Source organism: Pseudoalteromonas translucida KMM 520, assembly GCF_001465295.1.
Taxonomy (GTDB): domain Bacteria; phylum Pseudomonadota; class Gammaproteobacteria; order Enterobacterales; family Alteromonadaceae; genus Pseudoalteromonas; species Pseudoalteromonas translucida.
This window is the reverse complement of sequence record NZ_CP011034.1, coordinates 2,522,297-2,535,661: the sequence shown is the minus strand read 5'-3', so window position 1 is coordinate 2,535,661 and position 13,365 is coordinate 2,522,297. Positions and strand designations below refer to the sequence as shown.

The 13,365-nt window shown below is 39.4% G+C and carries 11 protein-coding genes and 2 pseudogenes; 6 read left to right on the top strand and 7 right to left on the bottom strand.

All coding sequences use genetic code 11. The features are described from left to right. The first annotated feature begins 8 nt into the window (after positions 1-8). The 3 genes and pseudogenes from PTRA_RS11680 (at position 9) to PTRA_RS11670 (ending at position 3,353) form a co-directional block, all read left to right on the top strand. On the top strand, positions 9-1,349 hold the full coding sequence (locus PTRA_RS11680; protein ID WP_058373900.1) for a DUF1501 domain-containing protein: 1,341 nt from the start codon (positions 9-11) through the stop codon (positions 1,347-1,349). 83 nt (positions 1,350-1,432) lie between these two features. Then, complete coding sequence (locus PTRA_RS11675) at positions 1,433-2,146, top strand: DUF1499 domain-containing protein (protein ID WP_058373899.1); 714 nt, start codon at positions 1,433-1,435, stop codon at positions 2,144-2,146. A 160-nt stretch (positions 2,147-2,306) separates the two neighbouring features. Further along, a pseudogene (locus PTRA_RS11670) lies at positions 2,307-3,353 on the top strand (NAD(P)-dependent alcohol dehydrogenase). A 57-nt stretch (positions 3,354-3,410) separates the two neighbouring features. On the opposite strand, the gene PTRA_RS11665 reads toward PTRA_RS11670, so the two are convergent. Continuing rightward, entirely contained in the window at positions 3,411-4,613 is a 1,203-nt protein-coding gene (locus PTRA_RS11665; RefSeq protein WP_058373898.1) for an MFS transporter, read from the bottom strand. Positions 4,614-4,985: 372 nt separating this feature from the next. On the opposite strand from PTRA_RS11665, the gene PTRA_RS11660 reads away from it, so the two are divergent. Further along, on the top strand, positions 4,986-7,112 hold the full coding sequence (locus PTRA_RS11660) for a TonB-dependent receptor plug domain-containing protein (protein ID WP_058373897.1): 2,127 nt from the start codon (positions 4,986-4,988) through the stop codon (positions 7,110-7,112). 60 nt (positions 7,113-7,172) lie between these two features. Here PTRA_RS11660 and PTRA_RS11655 read toward each other — a convergent pair whose 3' ends face one another. Beyond that, positions 7,173-8,057, bottom strand: coding sequence for a LysR family transcriptional regulator (locus PTRA_RS11655; RefSeq protein ID WP_058373896.1), 885 nt, complete (start codon positions 8,055-8,057; stop codon positions 7,173-7,175). Positions 8,058-8,177: 120 nt separating this feature from the next. Here PTRA_RS11655 and PTRA_RS11650 point away from each other — a divergent pair, with 120 nt between their 5' ends. Further along, entirely contained in the window at positions 8,178-9,134 is a 957-nt protein-coding gene (locus PTRA_RS11650) for a TDT family transporter (protein WP_058373895.1), read from the top strand. Between the two features lie 29 nt (positions 9,135-9,163). Here PTRA_RS11650 and PTRA_RS18930 read toward each other — a convergent pair whose 3' ends face one another. Next, positions 9,164-9,334, bottom strand: coding sequence for a DUF2986 domain-containing protein (locus tag PTRA_RS18930; protein WP_083497528.1), 171 nt, complete (start codon positions 9,332-9,334; stop codon positions 9,164-9,166). A 175-nt stretch (positions 9,335-9,509) separates the two neighbouring features. On the opposite strand from PTRA_RS18930, the gene PTRA_RS11645 reads away from it, so the two are divergent. Next, a complete protein-coding gene (locus PTRA_RS11645) occupies positions 9,510-11,003 on the top strand; it encodes a dipeptidase (protein ID WP_058374593.1) in 1,494 nt (497 codons plus the stop codon). A 95-nt stretch (positions 11,004-11,098) separates the two neighbouring features. On the opposite strand, the gene PTRA_RS11640 is transcribed toward PTRA_RS11645, so the two are convergent. From PTRA_RS11640 to PTRA_RS11630, 4 genes and pseudogenes are all read right to left on the bottom strand, one after another. Continuing rightward, on the bottom strand, positions 11,099-11,872 hold the full coding sequence (locus tag PTRA_RS11640) for an EAL domain-containing protein (protein ID WP_058373894.1): 774 nt from the start codon (positions 11,870-11,872) through the stop codon (positions 11,099-11,101). Positions 11,873-12,257: 385 nt separating this feature from the next. Then, positions 12,258-12,686, bottom strand: coding sequence for an OsmC family protein (locus PTRA_RS11635; protein ID WP_058373893.1), 429 nt, complete (start codon positions 12,684-12,686; stop codon positions 12,258-12,260). A gap of 127 nt (positions 12,687-12,813) precedes the next feature. After that, a complete protein-coding gene (locus PTRA_RS18925) occupies positions 12,814-12,948 on the bottom strand; it encodes a DUF2256 domain-containing protein (protein WP_083497527.1) in 135 nt (44 codons plus the stop codon). Next, a pseudogene (locus tag PTRA_RS11630) lies at positions 12,938-13,333 on the bottom strand (FAD-binding domain-containing protein); the annotation flags it as partial. The gene PTRA_RS18925 and the pseudogene PTRA_RS11630, both read right to left, overlap by 11 nt. Between the last annotated feature and the right edge of the window lie 32 nt (positions 13,334-13,365).

Below are 13,365 nucleotides of genomic sequence, written 5' to 3'. Positions count from 1 at the left end.
GAGACATAATGAGCATAAATAGAAGGCAATTTTTGTCGTTATGTTTAAAAGGTGGAGTGTCGGCAGCGGCGTTAACCAGTTTACAACTTCAAGCATTAACCGGCGCAACTAATGCCGTTGAATTAGGTGATTATAAAGCACTAGTGTGCATATTTTTATATGGTGGGAACGATTCACTTAATATGCTAATGCCATTAGAGGGCGAACAGCGTAAGTTATACGAGCAAAGCAGGCAGAATTTAGCTGTAAAGTCGCCTATTGCACTTAATACGCAGTCTTCGTTTGCTGGTGGTGTAGGGCTGCACCCAGCACTTGCACCCATGCAAAGTGTGTTTGACTCGGCTAATTTAGCGTTTGTTGGCGGGGTAGGTACTCTGCTTGCACCGACCACACTTGACGATTATAAAAATAAAGCAGTACCGCTGCCTCAACACTTGTTTTCACATAACAATCAACAAGCAGCGTGGATGTATGGCCGTGAAAAGGCATCGCTAAATAATGGTTGGGGCGCGCGTTTACTAGAGCGCTTAAATCAGCAAGATCAGTTTGCTGCTAACATATCGCTCGATGGCACCAACCTTTGGCAAACAGGCGCTCAAACTAAGGCATTTTCGCTTAATAAAAGTGGTATTAGTAAAATTAATGCCTTGGCTGGTAATAGCGCACATACAGCTCATGTAACCAATATAATGAACCGTATAATGGGTAATACGCATCATCCATTAACGGGTGCTTATGCTAATAGTTTTAATTCAGCGATAATAAATACCCAAACAATGAATAGTGCGCTTGAAGCCGCGCCTGAACTTATTACCTCATTTAGCGATACAGGGTTGTCGAAGCAACTAGCTGCGGTAACCAAAGCGATTAGTGTGCAAGCAAAGTTAAGCACGCAGCGCCAAGTGTTTTTTGTTTCTATGGGAGGGTTTGATACACACGATAATCAATTGAATACTCACCCTGCATTGCTTAGCACACTAGCACAAGGACTTAACGAGTTTAATAGTGCGATGAATGAGCTGAATATGGCTGACAAAGTAACGTCGTTTACTATGTCGGACTTTGGCCGTACGCTAACATCTAATGGCGATGGCACAGATCATGGTTGGGCAGGAAACCAAATAGTTATGGGAGGCGCAGTTAAAGGCGCCGATATATATGGGGAGTTATTAACTCAACATTTAGATGGCCCACAAGATACAGGGCGAGGGCGATTAATCCCAAGTGTTGCAAATGAGCAATATTTTTCCACACTTGCTAAGTGGTTTGGTGTTCCTGCTTCAGAATTAGGTGATATATTTCCAAATTTAAAGTACTTTAATCAGTCGACATTAGATTTTATGGTTTAATTCGTTATCAATGTAACCCAAATTCCATTGCAAACAGTATAAAGCCGTTTACGAATAAAAAATTCATGTATTGGAGTAATTTAATGAAAGTTTTAGTAAGTTTGGTGAGTTTAATCGCCTTTTTAATGGTTGTATTGCCCGGGCCATTATATAAATTTGGTGTTGTTGAATTAGGCACAGCGTTTGCTGGACTTAGGTTTGGCGTTTACGTGGGGGGAGCTGCGCTTGTATTACTTTTAGTGCAGGTTATATTTATGCGTAAAACAGCCACTGTAAGAAGCACTATAGTGGCTGTTGTATTTGCGGGTATTGCTATTTTTATGCCACTTAATATGATGGATAAAGCGAAAAGTGTGCCGCCAATTCATGACATTTCGACAGACGTAGTTAATCCACCAAAGTTTGTAGCTATTGCACTATTGCGTGCCGATGCGCCAAACCCAGTGGCCTATGCCGGGGCTGAAACTGCTGCGCAACAGCTTAAAGCTTACCCGGAACTGACCACCCTTAATTATGCTTACCCAAAAAGTGAGCTAGTTGCGGCTACAGTGCAAGCCATTAAAAACTTGGGTTGGGAGTTAGTTAATAGTGATGCCAGTCAAGGGATTGTTGAAGCAACCGAGACTACCACCTGGTTTGGTTTTAAAGACGATATAGTGGTGCGTATTAAGGATGAAGGCTCTCAGCGTTTTGTTGATATTCGTAGTAAGTCGCGTATTGGTCGCAGTGATTTAGGTAAAAATGCAGAGCGTATTCATACATTTGTAGATGAATTAAACGCGGTGCTAGCAAAATAAGTAGGGTAAACCTAAATATTAAGTTACTAACAATTTAGTTACCAACAATCAAATTATCGAACCCAAGCGCATGGCTTGGGTTTTTATCATCAGTTAGTGTTCACAGCTAAGCAAGTATACTTATTTGGTATTTATATTTTTAACATACTATGGAGTTATTATGAAAACAGTAGGATATGCAGCAAAAATCCAAGGTTCAGAACTCACCGAGTTTTCTTTTGAGCGCCGCGATTTACGAAATAACGATGTAGAAATTGAAATATTATACTGTGGAGTTTGTCATTCAGACTTGCACGCGGTACGTAATTGATTGGGGCGGTAGTCGCTACCCGTTAGTACCCGGACACGAAATTGTTGGTAAGGTTATGTCGGTAGGCAGCGACGTTACAAAATATAAGCAAGGCGATACGGTGGCTGTTGGCTGTATGGTCGACTCATGTAAAAGTTGCGATCAGTGCGATAACAACGAAGAGCAGTTTTGCCGTGAAGGCATGGTAGGTACATACGCAGGAACAGATCGTGTTAACGGCGATATGACCCAAGGTGGATATGCTAAACATGTTGTAGTGCGTGAAGAGTTTGTACTCTCAGTACCTAAAAACTTAGAGCTGTCGCGTGTTGCACCGCTATTGTGTGCAGGCATTACTACCTACTCGCCATTAAATAAGTGGGGCGTTAAAAAAGCAGTCGTGTTGCTGTGGTTGGTTTAGGTGGGCTTGGTCATATGGCGGTTAAAAACGCAGTTGCTATGGGCGCAAGCGTTACGGTAGTTGGCCGTAGTGAGTCTAAAAAAGACGATGCGGTTAAGCTAGGTGCCCAGCATAATTTAGTGTCGTCAAACGATGATGCAATGAAAAGTGCGCAGTCAGCCTTTGACGTTATTATTGATACCGTACCGGTAAAGCATGACCTATCTATTTACACACCACTGCTCGATATTGATGGCACGCTGGTTATTGTTGGTCAAGTTGGTCCTGTTGATGAGCTAAGCACAGTGCCATTATTAATGGGACGTCGCCGTATTGCAGGCTCACTCATTGGTGGTATTGCACAAACGCAGCAAATGCTTGATTTTTGTGGCGAGCATAATGTATTGCCCGAATGTGAAATGATCAATATTGATGAAATTAATACAGCTTATGAGCGAATGGAAAAGTCTGATGTTCGTTATCGCTTTGTTATTGATATGGCATCGTTAAGTGTTTAATTGCACCGAGTAAATTAAAAGAAAAGAGAGCCGCAAATTAGCGGCTCTCTTTAGTTATTAAGCTTCTTTTACTACAAACGATTTATTGCTCATTTGTAAGTAGCTAAGTAACCACATAAAAAACCCACCAACAAAAAGAGCAGCGGCAACATAGCCTGTTTGATTTGGTGCTGCACCTTGTGCAATTGCTATGCCTCCAACCCAAGGGCCAATTGCATTCGCAACATTAAAAGCACACTGTACTAACGCGCCTATCATGGCATGCCCATTAGGAGATACATCCATTAATAATGTTTGTACTAGTGTTGCTAGTCCTAAACTGCAGCCAATAAAAAATATAACCCCATAAAGCAGCCAAATGTTATAGCTTGCGGTTACATAAGCAAAGGCAAATACAATAGTGCAAACCAGTACTAAGCCAGTTGTTTTAATTGCAGATTTATCTGCCGCTTTACCTAATACATAATTGCCTAACGTTGAGCCAATACCAAACATCACCATAGCAATTGAAATGGTGTAAGGCGCTGTGTCGGTTACTTCTAAAATAGTATCGGCAACATAGGTGTAAATACAAAACACCCCACCAAAACCAATAATTACAATCCCCAAAATAGACCAAACCAGCTTGTTTTTTAATACCCCAAACTCATTAAGTAAATTAGATGGTTTAGTATTTTCAATATTGGGCACAACTTTATATACAAAAATAAAAGCAATAAAAGCTAAAACACCTGCACCGGCTAAGCAGTAACGCCAGCTTAAATTTTGTCCCACTAAAGTTACCACAGGTACGCCAACAATGGTGGCGATGGTTAAGCCCATAAAAACTTTCGACATAAAGCTTGCGCGCTTACCTGCTGGGGCAATTTCAGAGGCTAATAAAATAGCTGCACCAAAATAAGCACCATGGGGCAAGCCACTTAAAAAGCGAAACAATACCAGTTGCTCAAGTGACGTTGCAAAAGCGCTTAAGCTATTAGAAATACACATTAAGCTTAAAAATATAAGCAGCGCTTTGCGTTTTCTCATGTTTGCAGTAGTTAACATTAAAATGGGTGCACCAACAACAACACCTAAAGCATAAGCGCTTATAGCGTAACCACTTTGCGACGGCGTTGAGCCAAAAGTTTCGCTGATCAGCGGCAGCATAGGCATCATCGAAAATTCAGATAATCCTAAAATAAAAGTACCGAGCGCAAGCACGATTAAAATAGCTGTTCGGTTAAGTTGATTAGATGGCGGCGCTACATTAGCGGTCATAAAAATCCTTTGAGATTAATGTTTAATTCATAAAAACTAGGGGCAACAAACAAACTGTAAAGTGTTGTTGCTGCGAAAAAGCAAAAGAAGTGTTGTTGTAAATGCTGGGAATAAATAGGCGGCCATTTTAAGCCAAATAACATAGGACGTCATCTATTAGCTGGCCGTTAAAGGTAAATTAATACTTTAATAAAGCCTTAATGTCGAGTGGTTAATTTAGAGAGACAAATAACCTAATATAAAAAGATAAGCTTAGCTAAAACTTATATGAAAATGCCGATTATAGTTAACAAAGTGCGACAATATGTCGCGCTTTTGTTTTTGCAGTTCATTATATAATTACGCCAACTATTACAGTGGCATAAATTAACAATGGTTTATAAAAGCAAAGCTCAAAAAACATACCTACTCTCACCTTTAGTACTTTTAATAAGTGGACTTTTATCACCGTTGGTATTAGCCGATGATGCTGCACTGGAAATAATAGAAGTACATGGGCAAATACAAAATAAACATTTAGCACTTGGCTCTGCAGATTCAATGCTGCGAGATTTAGGAGTTGATTTTTCAGCCGCTGGTGGCGTATCTAATTTGCCTATTTTAAATGGTTTAATGGGTGACAGAGTAAAAGTGTTAGTTGATGGGGCAGAAGTAACAGCGGCATGTGCTAATCAAATGAATCCGCCGTTGTCGTATATATCGGCTAACCAAGTTACGTCTTATCATGTGGTTGCCGGTGTATCGCCGGTAAGTGCGGGTGGCGATAATATAGCAGGTGTAATAAGAGTTAACTCTATAGCACCACAGTACACTCAAAATAGCGGTTTAGCATGGCATTCTGGTTATGTATCGGCAAAGTACAGCACTGTTGATAATGGTCGTAAATTTGGGGTAGGCGCGCGTTTAGCAAGTGATACATTTAGCGCTAATTATCAGGGCTCGTTTAGTGATGCAAACAGCTATGAAGACGGTAACGGCAATGCTGTATTGGATACTTTATATCGCGCCCAAAATCATAGCTTAACAGCGGCTATACGCGACGACAAACAGCAAGTTGTAGTTAAATTAAGTCATCAAAAAATTCCCTATCAAGGCTTTGCTAATCAGTATATGGATATGACAGATAACACCAGTTATGGGGCAATCGCACAATATAAAAGAACATTAAAAAAGAGTGAATTTACCGGGCAACTAAATTGGCATAGCGTAAAACACGATATGGGATTTTTTAGCGCAGAAAAAACCGGCATGATGCCAATGAAAACCGATGCAGAAGATATAAGCAGCCAGTTTAAATGGCGTATTAATTTAGATAACGATAGTAGCATATTGCTAGCTCAAGAATATTACCATTACAGTATTGATGATTGGTGGCCAGGTATTACAGGTTCGGCCATGATGGGGCCAAACGACTATAAAAATATTAATAATGGTAAGCGTCAACGCATTGCACTTGTTGCAGAATATGAAAGCCAAAATAGTAAAAAACTATGGTTAAACACGGGTGTGCGTATTGAAAATATAAATACCCAAGTAGATGAAGTACAGGCATATAACACAGGTATGCACATGGGCGGTATGCATATGGGACCAAGTGACGCTATGGCAGCAAATACGTTTAATGCAGGGAGTAGAAATAAAACCGATACTGTAGTTGATGCAAACGTATTAATTAATTACCAAATAACTAACGTTGATGAATTGCAACTTGGTATTGCTCGTAAAAATCGCGCGCCAAATTTATACGAGCGATACAGTTGGGGGGTTAGCAATATGGCAACAACCATGATTGGCTGGTACGGCGATGGTAATGGTTATATTGGCACCCTAGATCTTGGCGTTGAAACCGCGCATACAATGAGTGCTACTTATACTAAATTGGCAGAAGACGACAGCTGGCGTGTAAGTACTAATATTTGGTATACCGATGTGAGTGATTATATTGATGCTGACATAGTAAGAAACTTTAATAGCTCAGGCATTGACGGTAATAGCCGCAATATTTTGCAATTTACTAATGTAGATGCCATTTCATATGGCGCTAAAGTAGATTTAAGTGCCAGTATTTATCAATCTGAACAGTTAGGTCAGTGGCAGTTAAAAGCAAATATAACTAACACCCGTGGCAAACGCGACGATAACTCTAGCACTCAGCCACTTTATCAAATTAAACCATTGCAAACCCAGCTTGGTATTAGCCAGCAAATTGGCAATGTTGAAAACTCGCTTTTATGGCAATGGGTCGATACTAAAACAAGAATAGATAACAACCGCTTTGAAAACCAAACCGATAGCTATCATTTAGTTAATTTAAGTTCTAAAGCAGTGTGGGATGCATTTACACTCAGTGTTGAGGTAACAAATTTATTTGATCAGTACTATCAACTACCATTAGGTGGGGTTAGCATTGCTGAGTATAAAAAAAATAACGTAACCGGCTTTGAGCAATTAGCAGGGCAGGGAAGATCATTAAACCTAGCATTGAGCTACGCGTTTTAAAGTTTAATTATAAATAACAAGGCCATGGTAATTTATTATGGCCCTTTTATCGACTCGGCTTTAGCGTTGCTGGCAAAATGCCATAAATTTCTTTAACAGTGGACTTTGGTATTTGTTTTTATGAATAACAAGCCAAAACTGCCTGTGCATTGGGCTAGATAAAGGTAGGCGTTTAACGCGGTCATTTTTAAGCGCGTACTGCGCTGCAAGTGACGATAAACAGCCAAGCCCTAGCCCTGCCGATACACAGTTAATTATCGACTCAGTAGTATTTAACTCAAAACTTTGGGTCCAATTTTCAATATTATTGGCAAGTGACTGTAAAAAAAAGTTACGCGAACCAGAACCAGGCTCCCTTAAAACCCATTGGCTATTAGTTAAGTCACTAAAGTTAATCTGTTTTTTAGTGCCAAGTGGGTGTGAGAATGGCGCAATAATACACATTTCATCTTGACTAAACACACTCGATATTAGATCGCCATGATGAGCTTGGCCTTCAATAAGCGCAATATCGAGCTCAAAATCGATGAGTTTTTGACAAATAAGTGCTGAATTTGAGATAAAAATTTGCTGTGAATAATGCTTTTCTTGTTCTCTAAAGTCGCTCAGTAAAGTGGGGAGAATATGATTCCCTATAGTATCACTGGCCCCTATTTTTAATGTTCCTGCTATCTGAGCATTATCGGTAAATAAAGCATCAATACTACTTGCCCTATTAAGTAACTCATCAGCTAAAGGTAACAGCTTTTGTCCTTCTTGGTTTAAAATAAGCCGATGATTAACCCGATCAAATAAAGAGTGGCCTAATTGTTTTTCAAGCTCAGCAAGTGCCATACTCACTGCCGCTTTAGAGAGAAATAACGCTTCGGCGGCCGCTGTTAGCGTTATATGCTGGGTAATACTAACAAATACGCTAAGTTGTTTTAGTGAAATATGTGAAGCCATATATATGAAGCCATAAGTGTTTAGTTTTATTGAACGGGTGTTCTATATAATCATATTTAACTTAACGTAATGCAAGCCTATACTTCACCTAAATAAAGCAGAGTAATTTGGAATTGAATCATGTTTAATCGTATTAAAACAAAAGTAATGGCGGCACCGACCCCGATGAGCGGATTAGCACTAGGTATTGCAAGCCTTGGTTGGGCATGGGAAAGCTTCATTAATTTTAATGGTTATAGCCAGTACGTTGGCGCTGCTTTGGCCAGTGTGCTGTTAGTACTATTGAGCATAAAATTTATATTACACCCTAATTTATTAAAAGCTGATTTAGCACATCCGGTAGTGGGCAGTGTAGTACCTACCTTTGCTATGGCTACCATGGTTGTTTCTAACTCTTTAGGGCAGCTAAATGCGATTGCAGGAGATGCATTGTGGGTACTAGCCTTTTTGTTACACTTAAGCTTTTTTATTAGCTTTGTAGGGCATCGTGCTCGCGACTTTAAAATTGAACATATGGTACCTAGCTGGTTTGTACCACCTGTAGGCATTATTGTTGCCGATGTCGCTTTTTCAGGTAACCCTGCATTGGCTTGGTTGGCAGAAGGTGCCCTTATTTTTGGCATGATAATATACGCCATCATGCTACCTATGATGATTTACCGTATAATATTTGCTAAACAAATACCCGATGCGGCTCAGCCAACCCTCGCTATTTTAGCAGCGCCGGCAAGCTTATCGTTAGCTGGGTATTTCACTATAGTAACTAACCCATCACCAATAATTGTAGGTCTACTATTTGGGATAGCCGTATTGATGACATTTATTATTTATGTGGCTTTTTTTAAACTACTACGTCGTCCATTTTGCCCAGGATACGCTGCTTTTACGTTTCCGATGGTAATTGGTGCAACCGCTTTATTTAAAATGTCTTCTTGGATGCTAATCAAACAAGTAGATACTCAATACATTGAGCAAATACATAGCTTAGCGGTATTAGAATTAATTGTTGCTACAGCAGTAGTGGGTTATGTTGCTACCCGTTACCTGTACCACTTCAGCCCTTTTAAGGCTAAATAAGCTGATTAAATAAGCGCTATTAATAGCGCTTATTCTTGTTCTAAATTTGGCTCAATACTTACTTGCTCTACTTCTTGCGCAGCAAGTTTTTCGCGCTCAGCTTTTGATACATAACCTGGCTTTTTACTTTTATATAATTTGGCATTGGTGCGCTTGTCTTTCTTTTGAAATTTAGTAACGATTTTTTTGCGACGGTTCATGTTTAATACTCATAATTTTAAGGCGCGCATTATATAGCACCAAGTATAAAAGCAACTATATAAATATTTAACTAATTGCACTGGTTGTTATGTGACTTTACCGCAAAGCGCTGTTTGTGTGAGGTGCACAAGGTTATAATTATGTTTCTTAGTGATTAATTAAATGGGAAATGTTTTGAAAAAGTTAGCGTTAGCCAGTGTTGCATTATTTGCCTTTAGTGCCCAAGCACAGTTAAATAAAAATATTGATAGTGTTGCCGATTATGCCGTAAATACCTACCAAAGCGCACAGGTACATACACTAACTAATCTAGTATCATTTCCTACTGTGAATAAAAGCGATATTAGCGCACCACAAAATCCTGATTTTATTGGTTTTAAAGCCTTACTAAAAATGAAAGCGGCCGAGCTGGGTTTAGATTATCAGGATTTAGGCTACACAGTATTAATTGGACTTGGGGAACAAAGCGATAAAGTAACCGTAGTAACACACGGCGACGTGCAACCAGCTAATGCGAGTAAGTGGCAGCAAAGCCCATTTATTATTGATACAACATCAGAGCCAGGGCGCTTAATTGGCCGCGGTACAGAGGACGATAAAGGCGCAATTGCCACCGCGCTTTACGCCATGAAGGCCATTAAAGATAAAGGCATAACGCTTAATAACCGCATTGAACTGATGATTTATTTGGCCGAGGAGTCTGACTGGGGGCCGCTTACTGAGTTTATGAAAACCTATGAGCAGCCAAAGTACGCAGTAACAATAGATGCGTCATACCCGGTAGTAGTGGCCGAAAAAGGTTGGAGTTTAATTGCGCCAACGTTCAATGCTACCTCAGCAAAAACAGGTGCTTATGTTAGCGATGTTGCAGGTGGTGCATTTGTAAGCCAAATACCTGAAGACGCTAGCCTAGTGCTGCATAATGCTGATGCTAAGTTACTTACTCAATTAAAAGCCAAAGCCAGTACGCTTAAGCAAGTAGAGTTTAGCTTTACTCAGCAAGACAATACTGCTGTCGCAATTAGTGTAAAAGGCGTGTCGGCGCATTCATCAGAGCCAGAGTCGGGTGTTAATGCAATTGCTTATTTAGCCGAAATATTTAAAGGCCAAACGCTTGAAAATAACAGTGATGGGCAGTTAATTAACTATATAAATCAGCTAATTGGTTTAGATATTCATGGCAAACAGTTTGGCGATATTGCCTATGAGCATGATTTTATGGGGCCAATGACAGTGGCGCCTACGGTGATAGAGCGAGAGGGAAATGCACTAACGCTTAGTGTAAATGCGCGCCGTCCTATGGGCAAAGAAGAGCTGGTGTTAAAGCAGCAAATAGACACTGCACTAGCAAAATGGCAAGCCACTAATAATGTAACACTAAGTGATGTTAAAACCATTATTGGTACGCCTATGCTACTTGATGGCGCGCCGCATGCGCAAAAATTACTTGATATTTTTAAGCATTTTACGGGTGATCAACAAGCCGGTTTTGTCTCTATTGGTGGCGGTACTAACGCTAAGTTATTTGATAATGCGGTATCGTTTGGCCCATCAATGCCAGGTAAGCGTTACACCGGACACTCTGAGCATGAGTTTATTACCCTTGAGCAGCTTAAACTTAACTTGCGCATGTACACTGCGATGATGATAGAGCTAGGTAATATGTAACTTTACTCTCCTTAGTATAAAAGGAGCATAAAAATACCGGCTAAATATAAATATTAGCCGGTACTTAAATTACTAACTTAAGTCAGTAATTTAAGTTAGCAATTTAAGTCAGCAAAGTTTACATCTGGTAAGCTTTCAAATCCCGGTTTAGCAAATAAATACCCCTGCATAAGCTCAATACCCGCACTTTTAAGCCATGTATATTCTTCTAATGTTTCAATGCCTTCGGCCAATGTTATAACACCCAAATCGCGAAACATATTTAAGCAATGATCTACAATTATTTGGCGTTTTGCATCTTTATCTATATCGCGTATAAGTGCCATATCAAGCTTAATAATATCGGTTTGAAAATCGGCTAATAAATTTAAGCCAGAATAACCCGAACCAAAATCATCAGTGGCTGTTTTAAACCCAAGAGACTGATAATAGTCAACAACGCGTTTTACATGAGCGGTATCTTCAATTTTTTCAACTTCGGTAAATTCAAATAAAATGTTTTTTGTCGGGAAGTTATACTTTTCAGCGGCTTCTAATGTAGTGCGAATACAACGCTCAGGTTTATAAATAGCATTAGGAAGAAAGTTTATACTTAAAATGGAGTCTATTTTTAATTTTGCCGCTAATGCAATGGCTTTTATACGGCACAGTTGATCAAACGTATAGCGATTATCGACTGTGATTTTAGAAATAATAGAATAAGCCGACTCATTATTTAGCCCTCTAACCAGTGCTTCATAACCGTAAATACTTTGGGTTTTACAATTAATAATAGGTTGGAAAGCCATAGTAAAATCAAATCCGAGCTCATCTAAATCTGCGCAATTACTACATGAGACCCTTTCACAATTTTTTGCTTTGTCATCCATTGTTATAGTCCTTTCAATTTAGAGGGGGTAATTACTGTGCTACGCTTTCATCTATAGAAGAGCTGGTGGAGCCTTGGCTGCGTAATAAAAATTGCTATATACGAAGATTATTCAAAAATAGCTTTAATAAAAAGTAACAAATTTACTCAGTATTAGAAAGATCATTTTTATTTAAGTAAATCTACCTTATATCAATTATAACTCCGCAAAACATAAGAAAAATACGAAAAGGTATTACTACTTTAATGAGTTAATTGTTCAATTAATCAAAAGGTTAATAAATAAGGTAATTAACTAGGAAATAGGCCAAGCATAATGCTTGGCCTGCTGGTGTAATTATTCATGTAATTATTTATGTAATTATTAGCAAGCAAGATCAAGGGCTTTAAAGCAAGTTTGCTTTGAGTGATATTTCAGCATTCATTAGTTTAGAAATAGGGCAGCCTTTTTTGGTTTGTTCGCATAATGCTTGAAATTGCTCGTTTGCAATATCGGCAATTTTAGCATTAACTTCAAGCGCAATATGCGTAACAGCAAAACCATCGTCTACTTCATCTAAGCTAACTACTGCTTTGGTATCAATGTTGTCGGCGGTAAATCCTGCTTCACCTAATGCTAGCGATAACGCCATACTAAAGCACGCACTGTGCGCGGCAGCTACTAATTCTTCAGGGTTTGAGCCGGACTTGTCTTCAAAGCGAGTATTAAATCCGTAGGGTTGATTATTAAGCGCGCCACTTTGCGTAGAAATACTCCCTTTACCTGTTTTAATATCACCAGACCATTTTGAGTTTGCAGATTTTTTAATTGTCATCATCTTCTCCTTATTGCATTGGCGGTAAGCTTTTCATACTAGGTGAGTGTTATTTGCAAAAATAATCACAATATAGCTAAAAAGCGTTGTATTTATAAGGTTAATGCAAGATGAGAGCCAGCTATTATTAGGTGTTGCACTTACAGCGCTTTGAGCAGTAAATAACATTGTCCCAGTCGCGTTGCCATTTTTTACGCCACGTAAAATGTTTATTGCAAATGGGGCATGTTTTTTGAGGTAAGTTTAGTTTTTTATGAGCCATCGTTAGTGGTTTTATTTTTTACTTTAGTTGTAGTGCGAGTAACGCCAACGTGCTTTTTAAGAATACTCCCTGTGGCGCGTTTAACATCTGCTCGCTCGCGGAATTGCCATAAACGCTCGCGCGCTGCTTTTGAGGCTGTGGTTAAATTAAGCATGGGTTCGGGGTAATCCTCTCCTAATTTAAAGTCGTTAAATAGCGCTTCCATTGGCGTTTGTTGCCAAGGCTGGTGTAAATATTCAATAGGGAGTTTTTCAAGTTCGGGGCACCACTTTTTAATAAACGCGCCTGTTGGGTCTTGATCTTCCGACTGCTTTATTGGGTTGTAATGCCTAATGGTATTAATGCCAGTAACCGAGGCCTGCATTTGAATTTGCGGGTAGTGCTTAAAAATACGTAAATATTCAAAATAGGCTACTA